The organism is Streptomyces sp. B8-7, from assembly GCF_058833805.1.
Window position 1 is genome coordinate 100,946 of record NZ_JBYRRL010000005.1, and the last position, 21,434, is coordinate 122,379.

22 protein-coding genes are annotated in these 21,434 nt (G+C 72.1%); 15 read left to right on the forward strand and 7 right to left on the reverse strand.

What is annotated here, in order from left to right:
* Nucleotides 1-93 precede the first annotated feature (93 nt).
* The gene (locus AC5K6T_RS24695; RefSeq protein WP_493212338.1) at nt 94-570 is read right to left on the reverse strand and encodes an SsgA family sporulation/cell division regulator; all 477 of its coding nucleotides are present in this window, start codon (nt 568-570) and stop codon (nt 94-96) included.
* A 263-nt stretch (nt 571-833) separates the two neighbouring features.
* Between AC5K6T_RS24695 and AC5K6T_RS24700 the strand changes: the two genes are divergently transcribed.
* Both AC5K6T_RS24700 and AC5K6T_RS24705 read left to right on the forward strand, forming a co-directional pair.
* Nucleotides 834-2,426 (forward strand): RDD family protein, encoded by a 1,593-nt coding sequence (locus AC5K6T_RS24700; protein WP_493212339.1) that lies wholly within the window; start codon nt 834-836, stop codon nt 2,424-2,426.
* A 117-nt stretch (nt 2,427-2,543) separates the two neighbouring features.
* A complete protein-coding gene (locus tag AC5K6T_RS24705; RefSeq protein ID WP_493212341.1) occupies nt 2,544-3,257 on the forward strand; it encodes an RDD family protein in 714 nt (237 codons plus the stop codon).
* A 128-nt stretch (nt 3,258-3,385) separates the two neighbouring features.
* On the opposite strand, the gene AC5K6T_RS24710 is transcribed toward AC5K6T_RS24705, so the two are convergent.
* Nucleotides 3,386-3,706: a hypothetical protein gene (locus tag AC5K6T_RS24710; RefSeq protein ID WP_493212342.1), complete on the reverse strand. Its 321-nt coding sequence runs from the start codon at nt 3,704-3,706 to the stop codon at nt 3,386-3,388.
* A gap of 413 nt (nt 3,707-4,119) precedes the next feature.
* Between AC5K6T_RS24710 and AC5K6T_RS24715 the strand changes: the two genes are divergently transcribed.
* Together AC5K6T_RS24715 and AC5K6T_RS24720 are read left to right on the forward strand one after the other, a co-directional pair.
* Nucleotides 4,120-6,465 (forward strand): immune inhibitor A domain-containing protein, encoded by a 2,346-nt coding sequence (locus AC5K6T_RS24715; RefSeq protein WP_493212344.1) that lies wholly within the window; start codon nt 4,120-4,122, stop codon nt 6,463-6,465.
* A gap of 121 nt (nt 6,466-6,586) precedes the next feature.
* Complete coding sequence (locus AC5K6T_RS24720) at nt 6,587-6,922, forward strand: hypothetical protein (protein WP_493212345.1); 336 nt, start codon at nt 6,587-6,589, stop codon at nt 6,920-6,922.
* Nucleotides 6,923-7,197: 275 nt separating this feature from the next.
* Here AC5K6T_RS24720 and AC5K6T_RS24725 read toward each other — a convergent pair whose 3' ends face one another.
* Nucleotides 7,198-7,782 carry a nicotinamidase gene (locus tag AC5K6T_RS24725; protein WP_493212347.1) on the reverse strand — a complete coding sequence of 195 codons (585 nt, stop codon included), beginning with the start codon at nt 7,780-7,782 and terminating at the stop codon, nt 7,198-7,200.
* A 129-nt stretch (nt 7,783-7,911) separates the two neighbouring features.
* A complete protein-coding gene (locus AC5K6T_RS24730) occupies nt 7,912-9,243 on the reverse strand; it encodes a nicotinate phosphoribosyltransferase (RefSeq protein ID WP_493212349.1) in 1,332 nt (443 codons plus the stop codon).
* A gap of 180 nt (nt 9,244-9,423) precedes the next feature.
* Between AC5K6T_RS24730 and clpS the strand changes: the two genes are divergently transcribed.
* From clpS to AC5K6T_RS24765, 7 genes are all read left to right on the forward strand, one after another.
* On the forward strand, nt 9,424-9,741 hold the full coding sequence (clpS, locus tag AC5K6T_RS24735; RefSeq protein WP_493212351.1) for an ATP-dependent Clp protease adapter ClpS: 318 nt from the start codon (nt 9,424-9,426) through the stop codon (nt 9,739-9,741).
* Nucleotides 9,742-9,752: 11 nt separating this feature from the next.
* Nucleotides 9,753-10,358, forward strand: coding sequence for a DUF2017 domain-containing protein (locus AC5K6T_RS24740; RefSeq protein WP_493212354.1), 606 nt, complete (start codon nt 9,753-9,755; stop codon nt 10,356-10,358).
* A 510-nt stretch (nt 10,359-10,868) separates the two neighbouring features.
* Nucleotides 10,869-12,287: an amino acid permease gene (locus AC5K6T_RS24745; RefSeq protein ID WP_493212356.1), complete on the forward strand. Its 1,419-nt coding sequence runs from the start codon at nt 10,869-10,871 to the stop codon at nt 12,285-12,287.
* A gap of 383 nt (nt 12,288-12,670) precedes the next feature.
* Nucleotides 12,671-13,093 (forward strand): M67 family metallopeptidase, encoded by a 423-nt coding sequence (locus AC5K6T_RS24750; RefSeq protein ID WP_493212358.1) that lies wholly within the window; start codon nt 12,671-12,673, stop codon nt 13,091-13,093.
* 91 nt (nt 13,094-13,184) lie between these two features.
* Nucleotides 13,185-13,280, forward strand: a complete 96-nt coding sequence (locus AC5K6T_RS24755; protein ID WP_312025360.1) for a putative leader peptide — start codon at nt 13,185-13,187, stop codon at nt 13,278-13,280.
* A gap of 125 nt (nt 13,281-13,405) precedes the next feature.
* Nucleotides 13,406-13,693, forward strand: a complete 288-nt coding sequence (locus AC5K6T_RS24760) for a MoaD/ThiS family protein (protein WP_493212360.1) — start codon at nt 13,406-13,408, stop codon at nt 13,691-13,693.
* 14 nt (nt 13,694-13,707) lie between these two features.
* Nucleotides 13,708-14,658 carry a PLP-dependent cysteine synthase family protein gene (locus AC5K6T_RS24765; protein ID WP_493212361.1) on the forward strand — a complete coding sequence of 317 codons (951 nt, stop codon included), beginning with the start codon at nt 13,708-13,710 and terminating at the stop codon, nt 14,656-14,658.
* Nucleotides 14,659-14,781: 123 nt separating this feature from the next.
* Here the strand turns inward: AC5K6T_RS24765 and AC5K6T_RS24770 are convergent, their stop codons facing one another.
* The gene (locus tag AC5K6T_RS24770) at nt 14,782-15,222 is read right to left on the reverse strand and encodes a type II toxin-antitoxin system PemK/MazF family toxin (RefSeq protein WP_493212363.1); all 441 of its coding nucleotides are present in this window, start codon (nt 15,220-15,222) and stop codon (nt 14,782-14,784) included.
* A gap of 212 nt (nt 15,223-15,434) precedes the next feature.
* Here AC5K6T_RS24770 and AC5K6T_RS24775 point away from each other — a divergent pair, with 212 nt between their 5' ends.
* Complete coding sequence (locus AC5K6T_RS24775) at nt 15,435-16,187, forward strand: MBL fold metallo-hydrolase (RefSeq protein WP_493212365.1); 753 nt, start codon at nt 15,435-15,437, stop codon at nt 16,185-16,187.
* 110 nt (nt 16,188-16,297) lie between these two features.
* Here AC5K6T_RS24775 and AC5K6T_RS24780 read toward each other — a convergent pair whose 3' ends face one another.
* Nucleotides 16,298-17,548 carry a PTS transporter subunit EIIC gene (locus tag AC5K6T_RS24780; RefSeq protein WP_493212366.1) on the reverse strand — a complete coding sequence of 417 codons (1,251 nt, stop codon included), beginning with the start codon at nt 17,546-17,548 and terminating at the stop codon, nt 16,298-16,300.
* A gap of 202 nt (nt 17,549-17,750) precedes the next feature.
* Nucleotides 17,751-19,040 (reverse strand): PTS transporter subunit EIIC, encoded by a 1,290-nt coding sequence (locus AC5K6T_RS24785; protein ID WP_493212367.1) that lies wholly within the window; start codon nt 19,038-19,040, stop codon nt 17,751-17,753.
* Between the two features lie 185 nt (nt 19,041-19,225).
* Here AC5K6T_RS24785 and AC5K6T_RS24790 point away from each other — a divergent pair, with 185 nt between their 5' ends.
* The 3 genes from AC5K6T_RS24790 to AC5K6T_RS24800 all read left to right on the forward strand — a co-directional run bounded on the left by AC5K6T_RS24790 (nt 19,226) and on the right by AC5K6T_RS24800 (nt 21,108).
* Nucleotides 19,226-19,459 (forward strand): PTS sugar transporter subunit IIB, encoded by a 234-nt coding sequence (locus AC5K6T_RS24790; RefSeq protein WP_493212369.1) that lies wholly within the window; start codon nt 19,226-19,228, stop codon nt 19,457-19,459.
* Between the two features lie 317 nt (nt 19,460-19,776).
* On the forward strand, nt 19,777-20,502 hold the full coding sequence (gene rph / locus AC5K6T_RS24795; protein WP_493212370.1) for a ribonuclease PH: 726 nt from the start codon (nt 19,777-19,779) through the stop codon (nt 20,500-20,502).
* A gap of 210 nt (nt 20,503-20,712) precedes the next feature.
* Entirely contained in the window at nt 20,713-21,108 is a 396-nt protein-coding gene (locus tag AC5K6T_RS24800; protein ID WP_493212371.1) for a hypothetical protein, read from the forward strand.
* Nucleotides 21,109-21,434: the final 326 nt, after the last annotated feature.

Sequence of the window (21,434 nt, forward strand, 5' to 3'; positions counted from 1 at the left end):
TCCCGCCACCGGTCCTCCCACCACTGGTCCTCCCGCCACCGGTTCTCCCGCCACCGCCCGGCACGGCGCGGCGCGGCGCCGCGGCGCACGGGCTCACTCCCCGTCCGGAGACTCGTCCGAGGGCCACGGGTCGCGCAGCCACGGGTCGTCGGCCGGGAGCGGGGCGAGCAGCTCGGCGAGGCCGTCGTCGATGCCGAGCTGCCCGCCCTCGGAGCCCGGCGGGACCACCCGCAGGGTGCGCTCCAGCCAGGCCGACACCTGTGCGGCGGGCGCCTCCAGCAGGGCGTCCCCGTCGGGTGAGCTCAGTGCCATCAGCACCACACTGCGCCCCTCCACCTTGGTCGGCCATACCCGCACGTCGCCGTGCCCGCACGGCCGGAACACCCCCTCCACGAGCAGTTCGCGGGCGAAGGTCCAGTTCACCGGGTGCTCGGAGTTGATGTGGAAGGTGACGTGCACGGCGAAGGGGTCGTCGGTGCGGTAGCCGAGCCGGGCCGGGACCGGGATGCTGCGTTCGGGCGACAGGACGAGCTTCAGCTCCAGTTCGCGTTCCACGACGGTGTGGTGCATGGCCGTTCCTCTCTCGTACGGGTGCGTACGGGTCTGTCGTACGGGTCGGTCGCGGGCCCTGGCGCGGGCCCGTACGAGTGGGGAGCGGGGTGGGCCCGGAGCATTACGCGGGTTCCGGGAAATCTTTGTCCGGGCCGGCGCGAGGGGGTGCATGCGGTTGCCCGGATCGGGGCGGGTACTGCCGGACGGGCCCTGGCGGATGCGCCGGTCTGGTAGATGTGGAGGCCCCCATACGACCCCCGAGCAGATACGGGACGACGGACATGAGTGCCCCCTCCCCGGCCCCCGGCGACGACAGACCCCGTGAGGGCTACTACCCGGACCCGTCCATCCCCGGCTACGTCCGGTACTGGAACGGGTCCGCCTGGGTGCCGGGCACCAGCCGCCCCGCCCCGTCCGGCGGCGAGTTGCTCACCCCGCCCCCCGCCGTGGCGCAGCCGCCCCGGCAGCCCCCGCACACGCCGGCGGCGGCGGACGGCGGGCAGCCGGGTGGCGTGCGGGGTCCGGTTCCGGGTTCCGTTCCGGGCGCGCTTCCGGACGCGGTGGAGGAGACCGGGCCGCACTTCTTCGACGAGGACCCGGAGCCCGGCGCGCCCTACGGCGGCGGACCCCGGCCCGCGTCCGCGTGGGGCGCCGACCGCGCCCACCAGTCCGGCTTCGGCAGCGACCAGGACCGCCGCGTCTCCTGGGGCGCCCCGCCGGCCGACCCCCGGGTGCCCGCGCACGCCCCGCCCGCCCAGCCCGACGGCACGTTCGTGTCCGGCCGCCCCGTCCCGGGTGACGGCACGGCCGCGGCGACGGCGTCACCGGGTGCACCGGGTGACGGGGCCGGCGGTCCGGGCGTCACCGGTTCGGGGGGCTCCGCGCCGACGGGCGTGGACGGCGGCCCCCGCTTCGCGGGCGGGTCCGCGGCGACGGGTCCGGCGAGCGCCCCGTCCCCGGCCGGCCGGGCCGCGGCGCCCACGACGGCCGTGCACGGCCAGGCCGGACTCCAGGGCGAGGCCGCGGGTGCCGCCGCGGACGAGGGCACCATGACCTTCCGCGCCACGCCGGCGGTGCCTGCCGGGCCCGGCTTCGGCGCCGGGAAGGCCGCCGCCGAACGGGCCGCGTCCGCCCAGGCCGCCCCCGCGTCCGCCGACCCCGGGGCCGCCCCGTCGCCCCGGCAGCCCGCCGCGGGCGTGCCGGCGCAGTCGGCCGCCGCCCAGCGGCAGCAGGCCGCCGGTGCGCCCGTCACCGCCGGCGCCGGAGGCGGGCAGCCCTCCTGGGCCCAGCAGGTGCACCGCCTTGCGGGCGGCGCCGGTGACGAACAGCCCGTCGCCCCGTGGAAGCCACCCGTGGACGACCCGTTCCAGGCGGCGGCCCGTCGGCAGGCCGCGGCGCGCCCCGCGGGACTGGGCCGGCGTCTGGCCGCCCGGCTGATCGACACCGTCGTCGTGGCGGGTGTCACCGCCGTGGCGGCCGTCCCGCTGGGCGCGCAGGCCCTGGACCACATCCAGGGCAAGATCGACGCGGCCAAGCAGTCCGGCGAGACCGTCACGGTCTGGCTGCTGGACGGCACGACGTCGCTCGGCCTCGGCGTGGTGGTGGCCGTCCTGCTGCTGACCGGCGTCCTCTACGAGGCCCTGCCGACCGCCAGGTGGGGCCGTACGCTCGGCAAGCGGGTGCTCGGCCTGGAGGTCCGCGACATCGAGGCGCACGAGCCGCCCGGGTTCGGCGCGGCCCTGCGCCGCTGGCTCGTCTACAGCATTCCCGGGCTGCTCTGCTTCGGCGTCATCGGCGTGCTGTGGTGCGTGTTCGACCGCCCGTGGCGCCAGTGCTGGCACGACAAGGCGGCCCGTACGTTCGTGGCGGGGTGAGGCCTTCCGTGTCCGCCGCCCCGCGGACGCGGAAGCGCACGGGGAGGGAGAGGATCCGGTACTCCGGACGGCGGCGCGCCGGATGCGCGGCCCGGGCCGCCGCGATCCACTCGGGCCATGAGCACCGAACCGCCCGCCGGCTCCGGCGGCCAGCCGCCGGATGACGACCCGTTCAGGAAGCAGCCGCCACCCGGACCGGGGTCGGGTTCGCCGTACGACACACCCTCGGGGGGCGACCGGCCGCCCGAGGGCGGCTCGCCGCCGCCCGGAGGCCAGCCGCCCCCCTATGGCGGCGGCCAGCCTCCGCCCTACGGTGGCGGCCCCTACGGCGGTGACGCCCAGGGCGGCGGCGGCTACCCGGCCGACCCGCTGGCCGGCATGCCCCCGCTCGCGGACAGCGGCAGACGCACCCTCGCACGGATCATCGACCTGATCCTGGTGGGCATCGTGGTCTGGCTGCTCACCTGGGGCTTCGGCGTGGACAACTACAACGTGAACGGCAGTGACGTCAACGTCGGCAGGTCCTTCGCGCAGTCCGTGGTGGCCGCGGTCCTCTACATCGCGTACGACACCTTCACGATGAGCCGCACGGGCCAGACGCTCGGCAAGAGGTGGCTCGGCCTGCGGGTGGCCAACCTCGACAACGGCGCGACACCCTCGGTGCAGACCTCGCTGATCCGCGCGGCGGTGCTGTGGGTGCCCTTCGCGTTCTGCTGCGCCTGCCTGTGGACCGTGATCTGCGGCGGCTGGAGCTTCTTCGACAAGCCGTACAAGCAGGGCCTGCACGACAAGGCGGCCAAGACGGTGGTGGTGAGCACCGGCACCCGCTGACCGCGGCGTCCACCGGGGTCCACCGGCGTCCACCGGCGTCCACCGGCGTCCACCGGCGTCCACCGGCGGACAGGGTGGAGGGCGGACCCCGGCCGGGGTCCGCCCTCCACCCTGTCCGCGGGCCCCGGTCAGGTGTCGGACACGGCGCCCGAGGCGGCGTGCACCGGCTTCTGCGGCGCGGGGGAGTGCGGCACCGCGGCGACCTGCTGTGCCTGCCGTGTCCGCGTTGCGGGCCGTGCCTGTTCGGCCCGGCCCGTCCGCTGCGCGGGCCGCGCGGTCCTGCGGGCCGGGACGGTCAGGGCGACCAGCAGCCCCAGGGCGAGCCCGGTGACCGCGATGAAGGCGATCCCCACGGGTGAACCGGTCCCGGAGAGCAGCAGCATGGCGAGCGTGGACAGGATCACGGTGCACGAACCGTAGACGAACTGGGCGGCTTTCGGACGAGGCATGGCAATCGTGTCCTCGGAAGTGGGGTGAGACTAGGGTGTCGGCCTGGCTTTCCGCCGACTTCCGGGCGTTCCGCCAGCCGACTCTAATCGCGTGTGTGCCCGAGCGGAACCGACGGTAAGCGTGACCTGACCAACAGTGCCGGTGCACGGGGGGCGCACCGAGTCATGGTGTCCAGCAAGTGGACCTGTGCACGCGCCTGTTGAAGAACGGACGGCGCAGGCCGGAACGTTCGCTGAGCGAGACGGGAACTCCGCATAGTGCACTTGTCCTGCTCAAGTCAAGGTCTGTTTTTTCTGCTCAACCTCTAGTCAAATGTCGTCACTTGACAACACGCGTTGATCACGTGCGCGCGGGTGCCCCAATGAGACCAGGCCCTTCGTTCCGCGCGCTCGGGCGTGGGGGAGGAAATCAAGTGACCAGTAGACCCTGGACGTTCAGAGCAGCGGCGACCGCCGTCGCGCTCGCCGCGGCCACTGCGACGTTCTCGACGTCCGCCGTGGCCCAGGCCGACACGGGCGGCGCCAAGGCGCCGGCCGCGGACCGCCGTGACCCGGCGGCCCCCAAGGTCCTCGAACAGGAGCACGACCTCGAGGGCCCGTTCAGCAAGACCCAGGCCGCTCAGCGGGAAGAAGCGCTGAAGCAGGTCATATCCGGCGAGGCGAAGGTGCAGAAGCGCGGCGCCTCCCAGGTCGTCCAGCTGCACTCGCGGCGCGGCGGCAGCAAGTACGTCGAGCTCGGCCGGGAGAAGACCGACAAGATCTTCACCATCCTCGTCGAGTTCGGCGACAAGACCGACCCCCGCTACGGCGGCACGCCCGGTCCGCTGCACAACGAGATAGCCGAGCCGGACCGCAAGGAGGACAACAGCACCGCCTGGCAGGCCGACTACAACCGTGAGCACTTCCAGGACCTGTACTTCGGCAACGGCACCGCCTCGATGAAGAAGTACTACGAGAAGCAGTCCTCGGGCCGCTACTCGGTCGAGGGCGAGGTGCAGGACTGGGTCAAGGTCCCGTACAACGAGGCCCGCTACGGCTCCAACGCGTGCGACCCGGACAACTGCGCCTGGTTCGCCGTGCAGGACGGCATCAACGCCTGGGTCGCCGGGCAGAAGGCGGCCGGCCAGACCGACGCCCAGATCAAGGCGAAGATCGCCCAGTACGACCAGTGGGACCGCTACGACCACGACGGCGACGGCAACTTCAACGAGCCCGACGGTTACATCGACCACTTCCAGATCGTGCACGCCGGTGAGGACGAGTCCGCGGGCGGCGGCGCGCAGGGCGACGACGCCATCTGGGCGCACCGCTGGTACGCGTTCGGCACCGACGCCGGAGCCACCGGCCCCGACGGCAACAAGCTCGGCGGCACCCCGGTCGGCGACACCGGCATCTGGATCGGCGACTACACCATCCAGCCCGAGAACGGCGGACTCGGCGTCTTCGCCCACGAGTACGGCCACGACCTCGGTCTGCCGGACCACTACGACACCCAGGGCGGCGAGAACTCCACCGGGTTCTGGACGCTGATGTCCTCCGGCTCCTGGCTGGGCATGGGCAAGGACACCATCGGCGACATGCCCGGCGACATGAACGCCTGGGACAAGCTGCAGCTCGGCTGGCTGGACTACGAGACCGCCAAGGCCGGCAAGTACTCCTTCCACAAGCTGGGCGTCGCGGAGTACAACAACCGCCACGCGCAGGCCGTGGTGGTGCAGCTGCCGAAGAAGACCGTCACCACCGAGATCGTGCCGCCCGCCGAGGGCAGCAAGCAGTGGTGGAGCGGCAGCGGTGACGACCTGAGCAACACCCTGACCCGCTCGGTCGACCTGACCGGCAAGGCGTCGGCGTCCCTGACCCTCGACGGCTGGTACCAGATCGAGAAGGACTACGACTACCTCTACACCGAGGTGTCCACCGACGGCGGCGCCACCTGGACCGCCCTGGACGGCACGGCCGACGGCCAGCCGATCGCGCGGGACGGCAGCGGCAAGCCCGCCCTGTCCGGCACGGTCGACAGCTACCAGAAGCTGGCGTACTCCCTGGACGCCTACGCGGGCAAGAAGTTCGACCTGCGCTTCCGCTACCAGACCGACGGCGGCGTCGCGCTGAAGGGCTTCGCGGCCGACAGCATCGCCATCACCGCCGACGGCGCGACGGTCTTCACCGACAACGCCGAGACGGACGACGCCGGCTGGGCGAAGAAGGGCTTCGCCCGCATGGGCGCCTCCTACACGGAGGACTACGACCAGTACTACATCGCGGAGAACCGCCAGTACGTGTCGTACGACAAGACCCTGAAGGTCGGCCCGTACAACTTCGGCTTCGCGTCGAAGCCTTCGTGGGTGGAGCACTACCCGTACCAGAACGGCCTGTTGATCTGGAAGTGGGACACCTCCGAGGCGGACAACAACACCAGCCAGCACCCGGGCACCGGCCTGGTGCTGCCGGTGGACTCCCACCCGGCCCAGCTGAAGTGGTCCGACGGCACGCTGATGCGCAACCGCATCCAGTCCTACGACTCGCCGTTCAGCCTGTACCGCACGGACGGGCTGAAGCTGCACAAGGCGGACGTCGCGACGCGCGTCCCGTCCTCCCGCGGTGTGTCGGTCTTCAACGACCACCGGCACACCTACTACAGCGAGGAGAACCCGCGCGCCGGTGTCAAGGTCACTGACACCAACACCAAGATCAGGATTCTCCGGGAGGCCTGGAACGGCTCCTCGATGACCATCATGGTGTCCCCCGCGACCTGGTAAGCAGCATCTCCGCAGGTCAGAAGCGTATCGGCGGCAACCCCCTGGCGGGTTGCCGCCGATCGTGTTTAGGTGCGTGCTGTGGTTCTCTTATTGACACCGGTGCACACGGGGGTGTGACTGCATGGCCGCAGGAGGTTTCTGCAAGCTGCCGAACGGCAGCGTGGTGGTGGCGCTGAACCTGCCCAGCCCCGCCGCCGACGGGTCCGCCGCCGTGCGGGTCCTCGTCCTCGCCCAGAACCGGGCCCGCGCCCTGACCAGGCTGCGGAACCTGGGGCTCAGGGCGGTCTACCTGCGGGGCAACGCCGCCCCGCCCACCCCGGACGAGGTCACGGCCGTGCTGCACCATCCCGACGGCCTCATATGGCGTACCGCTCCCGACAACGGTGTCACCGTCACCGAGCTGTGGCACCCCATCCGCGCCCTGCTCAGACGGCCCGCGGCGCCCGTGAGGCCGTAGCCCGCAGCCGCAGCCGCAGCCGCAGCCGCAGCCGCAGCCGCAGCCGCCGCTCCCGGGAGCGGCGGTGCCCCTCACGGGGGCCCGGGGAGCCGCCCGGCCGGCCACGACGGTGCCGCGGCCGGCCGGCGTCATGGCGCGGCACCTCCGGCGGAGCGCCCGGCCCGGGCCCGCGGGCCCGGCGGCGGCAGGGCCGGTCCGGGCGCAGCCCCGCCCGCCACACGTCCGGCGGGCGGTCCCCGTCCGGCCCGGTCACCGGAGCCGCCGCCCCGGGACGCCTACACGACGGGCTTGCCGGTCAGCTCCACACCGGCCGCACGCATCTCGTCCAGCGCGCGGCCGGTGCTCTCCTCGGCGACGCCCGCGGTCAGATCGAGCAGCACCTGGGTACGGAAGCCCGCGCGGACCGCGTCCAGGGCGGTGGCCCGTACGCAGTGGTCGGTGGCGATCCCGACGACGTCCACCTCGTCGACGTCCCGGGCGCGCAGCCACTCCGCCAGCGGCACCCCGTTCTCGTCGGCCCCCTCGAAGCCGCTGTAGGCGGCCACGTACGCGCCCTTGTCGAAGACGGCGTCGATCGCGCCGGAGGCGACGGCCGGGGCGAAGTTCGGATGGAAGCCCACCCCCTCCGTGCCCGCCACGCAGTGCGCGGGCCAGGAGCGGACGAAGTCCGGATTGTCGGCGAAGTGGCCGCCGGGCGCGATGTGGTGGTCCCGGGTGGCCACGACGTGCCGGTAGCCGGCCGGTGCCTGCCCGATCAGCTCGGTGATGGCGGCCGCCACATCGGCACCCCCGGCCACCGGGAGGCTGCCCCCCTCGCAGAAGTCGTTCTGCACATCTACGACGATCAAGGCGCGACGCATGGTGGGTGTCCTTCGACGAGGGCTGGAGTCTACGAGCCTAGAGACTGCGGGGCCGGTGCGGGAGGGGGTCTTCGGGGGCGCCGGAGGTCCTGGGTGCCGGGCCCCGTACGGTGCGCGCCCCGCGGGGGCTCAGCGCAGGTACTCCGTGGGCAGCACGGGCTCCCCGCGGGACAGCTGGGTGGCGGACAGGGGCAGCCCGGCACGGGCCGCGACATGCCGCGCACGGGCCGCGTCCAGGGGTTCGCGCGCCACCACCTCCCCGCCCCTGACCAGCTCGGCCAGCAGCTGCCGGCCGGCGAGCTCGGCCGGGACCGGGCCGGTGCCGACCACCTCGGCCTCCGCGACGCCGTCGGCGCCGAGGCGGCGCGCGGCCCACTTGCGCCCGCCGACGGACGTCTTCCCACCGCCGGACCGCTTCGCCACCGGCACCAGCGGCGCCCCCGCGTCCCCCGACCCGGCGCGGGCCACCAGCTTGTACACCATCGAACAGGTCGGGTGCCCGGAGCCGGTGACCAGCTGGGTGCCCACCCCGTAGGCGTCGACCGGCGCGGCGGCCAGCGAGGCGATGGCGTACTCGTCCAGGTCAGAGGTCACGATGATCTTCGTGTCGCGCGCGCCGAGCTCGTCGAGCTGCTGCCGCACCCGGTGCGCGACCAGCAGCAGGTCCCCGGAGTCGATGCGGACCGCGCCCAGCTCGGGCCCGGCGACCTCGACCGCGGTCCGCACCGCCTCGGCCACGTCGTACGTGTCCACCAGCAGCGTCGTGCCGCGGCCCAGCGAGTCCACCTGCGCCTGGAAGGCGTCCCGCTCCCGGTCGTGCAGGAGGGTGAACGCGTGCGCGGAGGTGCCCACGGTCGGGATGCCGTAGCGGAAGCCCGCGGCGAGGTCGGAGGTGGAAGTGAAACCCCCCAGGTAGGCGGCGCGGGCCGCGGCCACCGCCGCCAGCTCGTGGGTGCGGCGGGCACCCATCTCGATCAGCGGGCGGTCCCCGGCCGCCGACGACATCCGGGAGGCGGCCGCCGCGATCGCCGAGTCGTGGTTGAGCACGGAGAGGATCACCGTCTCCAGCAGCACGCACTCGGCGAACGAGCCCTCCACCCGCATCACCGGCGAGCCCGGGAAGTACACCTCGCCCTCGGGATAGCCCCAGATGTCACCCGAGAAGCGGTAACCGGCGAGCCATTCGAGGGTCTCCTCCCCGACGATCCCCCGTTCGCGCAGAAAGCCCAGCACATCCGGGTCGAAGCGGAAGTTCTCCACCGCGTCCAGGACCCGCCCCGTGCCCGCCACGACCCCGTAGCGCCGCCCGTGCGGCAGCCGGCGGGTGAACACCTCGAACACCGAGCGTCGGTCCGCGGTGCCCGCCCTCAGGGCGGCCTGGAGCATGGTCAGTTCGTACTGGTCGGTGAAGAGCGCCGTCGAGGGAACCTCCACCGGCAGCCCAAGGTCCGCAACGCCCACGCAACCTCTCCTCGTCATCTCGTGCCCTGCCTCCCGGGGCCTTCCCGGGACCTTCCCAGGGCCTCCCGGGGCGTCCCCGGAGGAGCCCCGGAGCCGGGGAACCGTCCCCGGGGGACGCGGCATGACGCCCGATGGTACTCCCATTTCGTCAGTGTGACGATTTATCGCGGGCATGGCAGCATGGAACCTGTGACGTCAGCCGCTCCCATCGAGATCGAACGCACCGAGTCGGCGGAGGAGGTCTCTGCCGTCCCCGAGCCGGACGTCCCCTGGGTCACGATCGTCCACAACGACCCGGTCAACCTCATGAGCTACGTGACCTACGTCTTCCAGTCGTACTTCGGCTACTCGAAGGACAAGGCCACCAAGCTCATGCTCGACGTCCACCACAAGGGCCGGGCGGTCGTCTCCAGCGGAAGCCGCGAGGAGATGGAACGCGACGTGCAGGCCATGCACGGCTACGGTCTGTGGGCCACCCTCCAGCAGGACCGGAAGTAGCGACCATTTCCATGCCAGGAACCTTCGAACCGCTCTCCGGCGGCGGTGCGGCCGTCGCCCTCGACGAGGTCGAGATCTCCATCATCCGGTCGCTGGCCGTGCAGCTCCTGGAGCTCATCGGCCCCGGCCCCGCCGAGGACACGCCCGACGACCCGCTCGCCGAACTCTTCGCGGAGGGCCCGAGCGAGCCTCCCGCCGACCCGGTGCTGCGCCGGCTGTTCCCCGACGCCTACCGCGACCCGCGGCGCGAGCCCGCCTCCCCGCAGGAGGCCGAGGAGCAGCAGGCCCACTCCGCGGAGTTCCGCCGCTACACCGAGAACGACCTGCGGGCCGGCAAGCGCGAGAACGCCCTCGCGGTGATCCGCTCCCTGGACGCGCTCGGCCCGGTCGAGGACGGCGGGGCCGTGCTGGAGCTGACGCCCGAGGAGTCCCGCCAGTGGCTGAGCGCCCTCAACGACCTGCGCCTCGCCATCGGCTCCCGGCTGGACATCACCGACGAGGACGACACCGACCTGCTCTACCGGCTCCCGGACGACGACGCCCGCAAGCCCATGGTGATGGCGTACCTGTGGCTGGGGGGCCTGCAGGACACCCTCGTCGCCACTCTGCTGCCGTGAGGCCGTGAGGCCGTGAGGCCGTGAGGCCGTGAGGCCGTGAGGCCCTGAAGCCCTGAGTGGCCCTGTGCGCTCCAGGGCGCGGAGCCCTGCCCGGCGGGGCCGGTCGGTCAGGGCTCCCGGCGGTGAGGCCTCTGACGGCGCACTCCGTGCAGCCGGTCCGGACCTGCCGGCCGGCTGCGCGTTCGCTCAGCGGACGCTCAGATCCGGATAACGATCACATCACCGGACCGGTCGCGTACGCCCCTTTTCCGGCCCGTTTGCCCCCTTCTTCTCGTGAAGTGCGCCACACGGCGCCCCCGGCGGACCGTGTCGCAACCGTGATAGATCTTCACGACCGCCCGGCGGACGCCACCCCTGTCCGTCCGGGTGCGCCACCGCGCCGGCCACCGCCGGCCAGGCACGGGCAGGCTCCGTGCAGCCCGCCCCACTCCATCAGTCCGGGGGGATCGAGACCCGATCCGAGGCCGTCCACCGGCCCGGGTCGGCCATGGAGAAAGGCGCACTCACACCATGACCTCCGCGAAGGTCGCCGACGCTCCCGAAGAGGGGTACGAGCGAGGGCTCGGCAGCCGCCAGGTCCAGATGATCGCGATCGGCGGCGCGATCGGCGTCGGTCTGTTCCTGGGAGCCGGGGCGAACATCGCCAAGGCCGGTCCCAGTCTGATCGTCATGTACGCCCTGGCCGGCGTCATCATCTTCTTCATCATGCGGGCGCTCGGCGAACTCCTGCTCTACCGACCGGTCTCGGGCTCGTTCGCCGAGTACTCCCGCGAGTTCCTCGGCCCGTTCTTCGGCTACTTCACCGGCTGGACGTACTGGCTGATGTGGGTCGTCACCGGTATGGCCGAGCTGACCGCGGCCGCGATCTACGTGAACTACTGGTTCCCGGACATCCCGCGCTGGGTCACCGCGCTGGTGTTCCTGGTGGTCCTGTTCGGGGCCAACCTGATCTCCGTGAAGCTCTTCGGCGAGCTGGAGTTCTGGTTCTCCATGGTCAAGGTCACGGCCCTGCTCGGCATGATCGTCATCGGCCTGGGCGTGCTCACCTTCGGCTTCAGCGCCGCCGGCGACACCGCGGCCGTCTCCAACCTGTGGGCGTTCGACGGCTTCTTCCCCAAGGGCGTCGGCTCCTCGCTGATGACCCTCCAGGGCGTCATGTTCGCCTACCTCGCCGTCGAACTGGTCGGCGTCACGGCCGGCGAGTCGGAGAACCCGGAGAAGACCCTCCCCAAGGCGATCAACACGCTGCCCTGGCGCATCGCACTGTTCTACGTCGGCGCCCTCACCGTCATCCTGTGCGTGGTGAAGTGGACGGAGTTCGCGGAGGGCGTCAGCCCGTTCGTACGGGCCTTCGCCGTCATCGGCATCCCGGCGGGCGCCGGCATCGTCAACTTCGTGGTGCTCACCGCGGCCCTGTCCTCCTGCAACTCCGGCATGTACTCCACCGGCCGCATGCTGCGGAACCTGGCCGAGAGCGGGGAGGCCCCCCGCGTCTTCACCCGGCTGTCCTCGACCCGGACACCGGCCCTGGCCATCCTCGTCTCGGTGCTGTTCATGGGCATCGGCGTCATCCTCAACTACGTCGTCCCGGAGAAGGCCTTCGGCTACGTCACCTCCGTCGCCACCGGCGCCGGCATCTGGACCTGGCTGATGATCCTGATCAGCCACGTCCGGTACCGCCGCGCGGTCGACGCGGGCCGGCTGCCCGCCTCCTCCTTCCCCGCGCCGGGCGGCGCGGTGTGCTCCTGGATCGCCATCGTGTTCCTGCTCTTCGTCACCTGCCTGATCGCCTACGACACCGACGCCCGGGTCAGCCTCTACGTGATGGCCGGCTGGGCGCTGGTCCTCGGCGCGGGCTGGAGAACGCTGAAGGCCCGCGGCACCCGCGCTGGCGAGGGCCGCGAGCCGCGACTGGAGAAGGTCGGCTGACCACCGGCCCGGCACGGCCCGGCGCCGGTGCGGCCGCCGGGGGCACTCGTGGCGCCCCCGGCGGCCGCACCGCACCTCCCGCCCGCACCCTCCGGGCCTGTCCGCACCTTCCGTCCGCACCCCTCCGGGCCTGTCCGCACCACCCGTCCGCACCCTCCGGGCCCGTCCGGAACCCTCCGGACGGGCCCGGAACCGTTCGGACCGCCCGGAACTGTCCGGAATGCGGGACCTTCGTACCACTCCTCGATACGAACCGGCCCGCACCCGCCCCGCACCCGCCCGCGCCCCGCCCGTACCCCGTGGGGAGCGCCGGGCAGTCCCCGAAGGGCCGCCGCCCGGCCCGCGCCCCGGCCCCCGCCGGGCGGCTGCATATCCTGGCGGGCATGCTGACCATCACCCAGGCCCTGGTCGACCGGATCGTCGCGCACGCCCGCAAGGACCACCCCGACGAGGCGTGCGGCGTCGTCGCCGGCCCCGCGGGCACGGACCGCCCCGAGCGCTTCATCCCGATGCTGAACGCGGCCATGTCGCCCACGTTCTACGAGTTCGACTCCGGCGACCTCCTCAAGCTCTACCGCGAGATGGACGACCGCGACGAGGAGCCGGTGGTGATCTACCACTCGCACACCGCGACCGAGGCGTACCCCTCCCGGACGGACATCTCCTACGCCAACGAGCCCGGCGCGCACTACGTCCTCGTCTCCACCGCGGACACCGACGGGCTCGGCGACTTCCAGTTCCGCTCCTTCCGCATCGTCGAGGGCGAGGTGACGGAGGAGGAGGTCACGGTCGTGGAGGCCTACTGAACCACCCCTCCGTCCCGCATGCCGGACGAAAACAGTCCGGGATGTGGAATCACACTCCGGGTCCCGGGACGGGAATCGTTACGATGAGCCCATGGTTCTCCACGACGTGAGTGAGAAGACGCCGGGCATGCTGCTCGTGGCGCGGCTGCACGTCGACCTGTGCAGGCTCGCCAGCGCCATCTGTTGACGCTGCCCTGCCGCCGCACGGCCGTGGAGCCGCGGCGCTCACCGCACCACCACCCGCAGGAACGGCGCTGCCGCGCGCCCGCCGACGCCACACTCCCGACGTACTCCCGACAGGAGCCCACAGCCATGGCCATCGAGGTCCGCATCCCCACCATCCTCCGCCAGTACACCGACGGTCAGAAGGCGGTGGAGGGCAAGGGCGACACCCTCGCCGACCTGTTCGCCGACCTTGAGACCCGGCACGCGGGCATCCGGGCCCGTCTCATCGACGAGACCAAGGGCGGCGAACTGCGCCGCTTCGTCAACGTCTACCTGAACGACGAGGACGTCCGCTTCCTCGACGGCATCACCACCAAGGTCGCCGACGGCGACAACGTCACGATCCTGCCGGCCGTGGCCGGCGGCATGGCCTGAGGTCCTGACCCGCGATGCGCTACGACTCCCCGCTGGCCGCGGTGGGCAACACCCCCCTGGTGCGCCTGCCGCGGCTGTCGCCGTCCGAGGACGTGCGGATCTGGGCCAAGCTGGAGGACCGCAACCCCACCGGCTCGATCAAGGACCGCCCCGCCCTGTACATGATCGAGCAGGCCGAGAAGGACGGCCGGCTCACCCCGGGCTGCACCATCCTGGAGCCGACCTCCGGCAACACCGGCATCTCCCTGGCCATGGCGGCCCGGCTCAAGGGCTACCGGATCGTGTGCGTGATGCCCGAGAACACCTCCCGGGAGCGCCGCGACCTGCTCGCCATGTGGGGCGCGGAGATCATCTCGTCGCCCGCCGCGGGCGGCTCCAACACCGCGGTCCGCGTCGCCAAGGAACTCGGCGCCCAGCACCCGGACTGGGTGATGCTCTACCAGTACGGCAACCCCGACAACGCCGGCGCGCACTACGCCACCACCGGCCCGGAGATCCTCGCCGACCTGCCCTCCATCACCCACTTCGTGGCGGGCCTGGGCACCACCGGCACCCTCATGGGTGTCGGCCGCTACCTGCGCGAGCACAAGCCGGACGTCGCCGTCGTCGCCGCCGAACCCCGCTACGACGACCTGGTCTACGGGCTGCGCAACCTCGACGAGGGCTTCGTGCCCGAGCTCTACGACGCCTCCGTGCTCACCACCCGCTTCTCCGTCGGCTCCGCCGACGCCGTCACCCGCACCCGGGAACTCCTCCAGCAGGAGGGCATCTTCGCCGGCGTCTCCACCGGCGCCTCGCTGCACGCCGCGATCGGCGTCGGCCGGAAGGCCCTCAAGGCCGGGGAGCCCGCCGACATCGTCTTCGTCGTCGCCGACGGCGGCTGGAAGTACCTGTCGACCGGCGTCTACACGGCCGCCACCACCGAGGAAGCCATCGAGACCCTGCACGGCCAGCTCTGGGCCTGACCCGGCACACCGACGGCGCGCGGCCCCGCCCGGCCGCGCGCACGGCACCCCGGCCGGCCGCGCGCACGGCACCGCACCCGGCCGCCCCGCCCGCCGCAGCGGTGGCCGTCCGGCGGCCCCCGTCTACGACGTGAGATGACGGACCTGGTCCCACAGGACCGGGTCCACCACGCCGACCCGGCGGCGGAAGTCCCGCACCGGCACCCGGCGCAACTCGTCCGTCTCCAGGAAACTCGCCCGCCCCCGCGCATCGCCCACCGCACCCGGCGGCAGCGGGATCACCCCGGCCCGCTCGTCCCGGAACCTGCTGGTGATCTTGGCGACGGTGGCGCTGCGCCCCCGCACCGACAGCACCAGACACGGCCGGTCCTTCGCGCCCGGCCCGTCCTCGAACGGCACCCTCGCCCACCAGATCTCCGCCGGCCGCGGCCGGGCGGCCCGCAGCCCCGGCCTGCCCGGCGGCCTGCGCCGTCCCGCCGGACGCCGCCCCCACCCGTCCACGAGCGCGGCGACCAGTGCCAGCAGGACCACCGCCGCGAGCGCGAGCCACCAGGACGTGTCCATACGACGACCGTACCGGCGCGCATCTGCGCCCGCGCGCCCTTGTGCGCCCCGGCCGCGCTCCCGGTCCAGCCGAACCGGTGACACCGCAGGTGAGTTCGCCCACAACGGCCCCGGGCGGAGGAGCGACCGGAGGTTTCGCGCCGTACGCTCGATGAACCGCACGACCCCCGACGCCCCTTCCGGACATTCCCGCCAGCGGAGGTTTCTGCTTCATGAAGCTCACCGTCGTCGGCTGCTCGGGGTCGTTCCCGTCCGCGGAATCGGCCTGTTCGAGCTACCTCGTCGAGGCCGACGGCTTCCGGCTGCTCCTCGACATGGGCAACGGCGCCCTGGGCGAGCTGCAGCGCCACTGCGGTCTCTACGACCTCGACGCGATCTTCCTGAGCCATCTGCACGCCGACCACTGCATCGACATGCTCGGCTACTTCGTCGCCCGCTACTACCGGCACGACGGCGGCCGCTGCGCCCCCGTCCCGGTGTACGGCCCCGAAGGCACCGAGCACCGCCTGACCACGGCGTACGCCGACACCCCGTCGGCCTCCTCGATGAGCGAGGTGTTCGACTTCCACACGGTCAAGCCGTCCACCTTCGAGATCGGCCCGTTCACGGCGCACACCGAACGCGTCGCCCATCCGGTCGAGGCGTACGCCATCCGGCTCGAGCACGGTGGCAGGTCGCTGACGTACTCCGGCGACACCGGGGTCACCCCCGTCCTGGACGAACTCGCCCGCGACACGGATCTCTTCCTGTGCGAGGCCGCCTTCACGCACGGCAAGGAGAGCATCCCCGACCTGCACCTCAACGGCCGCGAGGCCGGCGAGACCGCGGCCCGCGCGGGCGCCCGCCGCCTGGTCCTCACCCACATCCCCCCGTGGACGGACCCCGCCGTCAACCTCGCCGACGCCCGCGCGGCGTACCCGGGCCCGGTGGAACTGGCTGCCCCGAGGGCGGCGTACGAGATCTGAGGCACTGCACCACGGCACGCCGAAGCCCCTCGGAACCACATCTTCCGGGGGGCCTCGCCGCTGTCCGGGACCGCCGTCCGGGACCGCTGTCCGGGAGGGCGGCGCAGGGGCTACGCCTTCGTGAGGTCCTCGATCTCCTCCTCGGGCTCGCGGCCCGGGGTGGGGATGTCGAACCTGACGATCGCGAAGCGGAAGACCGCGTAGTAGACCGCCGCGAAGGCCAGACCGACGGGGATGATCATCCAGGGCTTGGTGGCCAGGCCCCAGTTGAGGAAGTAGTCGATCGCGCCCGCCGAGAAGCTGAAGCCGTGGTGCACACCCAGCGCCCAGGTGACCGCCATCGACACCGCGGTGAGGACCACGTGGATCACATACAGCAGCGGGGCGATGAACATGAACGCGAACTCGATCGGCTCGGTGATACCGGTGACGAACGAGGTCAGCGCGAGCGAGAGCATCATGCCGCCGACGGCCTTGCGGCGCTCGGGGCGCGCGGCGTGCGTGATGGCCAGGGCGGCGGCCGGCAGGGCGAACATCATGATCGGGAAGAAGCCGGTCATGAACTGGCCCGCGGTCGGGTCGCCGTGGAAGAACCGGGGCAGGTCACCGTGCCAGACGCCGCCGGCGGAGTCGGTGAACGAGCCGATCTCCTGCCAGGCCACCGTGTTGACGAACTGGTGCATACCGACCGGCAGCAGCGCACGGTTGATCGCGCCGAAGATGCCCGCACCCGCGGCGCCCAGGCCGGTCATCCACTCGCCGAAGTTCGTGATGACGTCGCCGATGGGCTCCCAGACCAGCCCGAAGAGCACACCGACGGCGGTGCCGATGAAGGCCATCAGGATCGGCACCAGGCGGCGCCCGTTGAAGAAGCCGAGCCAGTCCGGCAGCTTGGTGCGGTGGAACCGCTGCCAGGTGACGGCGGCTATCAGGCCCATGACGATGCCGCCGAGGACCTTGGGGTCGTTGTAGGTGGCGGCGATGTCCGCACCTTCGGTGACCTTTGCTTCTGTGATCGGGAACGCCGTCAGTACGTTCTTGTAGACCAGGAAGCCGACCAGCGCCGCCAGGGCGGTGGACCCGTCGGCCTTCTTGGCGAAGCCGATGGCGATGCCGACGCAGAACAGCAGCGGCAGGTTGGCGAACACGGCGTCACCGGCCGTGGCGAACACGGACGCGACCTTGTTCCAGCCGAGACCGTCCTTGCCGAACACGTCGTCCTGCCCCAACCGCAGCAGGATGCCCGCCGCGGGCAGCACGGCGATGGGCAGCTGCAGGCTGCGACCGACCTTCTGCAGGCCCTGGAAAAGGCCGGATCCCCGCTTCTTTGCGGGGGCCGCCGATGCGGTGGCGGTGCTCATACGTCCTCCATCGGGTGGTGGTCTACACCACTCAGTGGTGTAGACCTGTTGTAGCACGATGAAGGGCGGATAAGGAACCCGCGATTCCAGCTACCGGAGCGCTACGCGCCGTGCTCGCGGAAGGGGCCGCGAAGGCGGCGCGCGGGCACGGCGACGGCCCTCCGGAACACAGGTCCGAAGGGCCGTCGCGGTGCCGTGGCGGTCACGCCTTGGTGACGTCCTCGTGCTCCTCCTCCGGCTCCCGGCCGGGCGTCTTGAGATCGAACTTTGTGATCGCGAACCGGAAGACGGTGTAGTAGACCAGTGCGAACGCCAGGCCGATCGGAATGATCAGCCACGGCTTCGTCGCCAGGTTCCAGTTGATGACGTAGTCGATCAGGCCGGCCGAGAAGCTGAAGCCGTCGTGCACGCCCAGCGCCCACGTCACCGCCATGGACACACCCGTCAGCAGCGCGTGGATCACGTACAGCACCGGCGCCACGAACAGGAACGAGTACTCGATCGGCTCGGTGATGCCGGTCACGAACGAGGTCAGGGCCACCGAGAGCATCAGCCCGCCCACCTCCTTGCGGCGGTCCGGCCGCGCACAGTGGGTGATCGCGAGCGCCGCCGCCGGCAGGGCGAACATCATGATCGGGAAGAAGCCCGACAGGAACTGTCCGGCGTCCGGGTCGCCCGCGAGGAACATGTTGATGTCACCGTGCACCTCGGTGCCGTCGGGCTTGGTGTACGTGCCGAACTGGAACCAGATGGGCACGTTCAGGAACTGGTGCAGGCCGATCACCAGCAGGGCCCGGTTCGCGACGCCGAAGAGACCCGCACCCCACGAACCCGCGTCGCTCAGCCAGTCGCTGAAGTCCTCCAGCCCGTCGCCGACCGGCGGCCAGATCCACAGGCACAGCGCGGCGAACGCGATCGCCACGAACGCCATGATGATCGGCACCAGACGCCGGCCGTTGAAGAAGCCGAGCCAGTCCACCAGCTTCGTACGGTGATAGCGCTGCCAGAAGAACGCCGTCAGCAGACCCATCACGATGCCGCCGAACACCCCCGGGTTCTGGTACGTGAACGCGGTGATCGCCCCGTCGGCGGTGCCCTGGCAGCCGATGTTGGGGACCTCCTGAGTCCCCGCCGGGCAGGACTCGGGGAACTGGAGCAGCACGTTGTAGTAGACGAGGAAGCCCGCCACCGCCGCCAGCGCCGTGGAGCCGTCGGCCTTCTTCGCCATGCCGATGGCCACCCCCACGCAGAACAGCAGCGGCAGCCCCAGCGCCCCGTCCAGCAGGGCGCCGCCCGCGCCCACCATCACCTTGGAGACGTCCGTCCAGCCCAGCCCGTCGTCACCGAACACGTCGGGCTGGCCGAGCCGGTTCAGGATGCCCGCCGCCGGCAGCACGGCGATGGGGAGCTGAAGGCTGCGCCCCATCTTCTGCAGCCCCTGGAACAGTCTGTTCCAGCGGGCACGTGCGGGGCCGGCGGCTGCTTGACTCATCGGTGTCCCTCCGGGCGGTTTGGCGACCGTCCGGCAGGTGGTGTAGACCAGTCACGGACGATGGTGGAGCCGTGCCGTCATCCTCCGGCCCATACCGCCCGAATGCTCGCAAAGCTGGGCCAACTGTGGGTTACTGCGACAAAGCGGTTCACACCCCTCACATCAGGTTGATCAGGGAGAAGGACATGGCCACCAAGGCTGAGAAGATCGTTGCCGGGCTCGGCGGCATCGAGAACATCGACGAGGTCGAGGGCTGCATCACGCGCCTGCGCACCGAGGTCAACGACCCCTCACTGGTCGACGAGGCCGCGCTGAAGGCCGCCGGCGCCCACGGCGTCGTCAAGATGGGCACCGCCATCCAGGTCGTCATCGGCACCGACGCCGACCCGATCGCCGCGGAGATCGAAGACATGATGTGAGCAACCCCGGCTCCGTACGTGAGGGGCCCTTCCCGCCATGGCGCCGCGGGAGGGGCCCCTCACGCACGGAGCCGGCCCCGCCCCGTACGGACGGCCCCGTACGCCCCCTGCCTGAGGCCGGCACCGCGGCAGGCGGCGTCCGCCCCGTCGCGGCCCGGCACGCCCTCCCGCCCGGGGGCGTCCGAGCCCGAGTACGTCCCGTACGAGGGCTTCCGGCCGGCCCACCGCAGGCCTTCGGCCCCGAACCCCCTGAGCCCACACCGGACGCCGCTCCCCGGCGGGCAGACCTCGTCCGCCGCGGCACTAGGCTCGGGGCCATGTCTCGAATCGACGGCCGCACCCCCGAACAACTCCGCCCGGTCACCATCGAACGCGGCTGGAGCAAGCACGCCGAAGGCTCCGTCCTCGTCTCCTTCGGTGACACCAGGGTGCTCTGCACCGCCTCCGTCACCGAAGGCGTGCCGCGCTGGCGCAAGGGCAGCGGCGAAGGCTGGGTCACCGCCGAGTACGCCATGCTGCCCCGCGCCACCAACACCCGCGGCGACCGCGAGTCCGTCAAGGGCCGCATCGGCGGCCGCACCCATGAGATCTCCCGCCTCATCGGCCGCTCGCTGCGCGCCGTCATCGACTACAAGGCCCTCGGCGAGAACACCGTGGTCCTCGACTGCGACGTCCTCCAGGCCGACGGCGGCACCCGCACCGCCGCCATCACCGGCGCCTACGTCGCCCTCGCCGACGCCGTCTCCTGGGCCCAGGAGAAGAAGCTCGTCAAGCCCGGCCGCCGCCCCCTCACCGGCAGCGTCTCCGCCGTCTCCGTCGGCATCGTCGACGGCGTCCCCCTCCTCGACCTCCGCTACGAGGAGGACGTCCGCGCCGAGACCGACATGAACGTCGTCTGCACCGGCGACGGCCGCTTCGTCGAGGTCCAGGGCACCGCGGAGGCCGAACCCTTCGCCCGCGAGGAACTGGACGCCCTGCTCGACCTCGCCGTCGCCGGCTGCACCGACCTCGCCGCGCTCCAGGCCAAGGCCCTCGCCCGGTGACCCTCCCCATGTGACCGGCGGACCGCGCGCGGCAGGCGGCGGGCTGCGGGTTGCGGGCTGCGTGCGGCAGGCGGCGTGCGGCGGGTTGCGGGCTGCGGGGGCAACCTTCGCCGCCCGCCGCCGCGTCACATGAGGTACGGGCGCACGGCTCAGCTCCGCGCGCCCGGTCGCAGAGGGGCCGACACGGCCCCAGAGGGAGGGAACCGTTCCATGGCCCTGAGCCGACGCCGCACCGCCGCCGCTGCCGCCACCCTGATGGCCGTCGCGCTGACCGCCGGACTGACCACCGGCTGCGACGCCGTCGGCAAGGCACTGGACTGCGTCCAGACCGCCGACGCGATAGCCGACAGCGTCACCCAGCTCCAGCAGGCCGTCGACAGCGCCTCGAACGACGCCACGCAGCTCGCCGAATCCCTCGACTCCATCGAGCGGAACCTCGGCGAGATCAGGGCCGAGACCGACAACGCGGATGTCGGCGAGGCCGTCGACGACCTCGGCCGGGCCGTGGCCAACGTCCGCACCGCCGTCGACAACGGCGACCCCACCCCCGACGTCAGCCCCGTCACGGACGCCGCGGGCGAACTCACCAAGGTCTGCACGCCGTAACCGACGGGCGGCCCGAAGAGAACCCCCCGACCCGGACCGGGTGCGCAGCGGCCGATCTGGACCGGGTGTGCAGCGGCGGACCGGGGCCGGGTGTGCAGCGGCCGACCCGGACCGGGTGTGCAGCGGCCGGACCGGACCGGGTGTGCAGCGGCCGGGCAGGTCCGGACCGGCCCCGGACCGGCCCCGGACCGGCCCCGGACCGAACCCGGACCCGCCCGGTCCCGAACCCGGACCCGCCCGGTCCCGAACCCGGACCCGCCCGGTCCCGAACCGGCGGGACGGTTGCCGAACCGGCCCCGGCCCGGAACGGCCGGCCCGCAACCGTC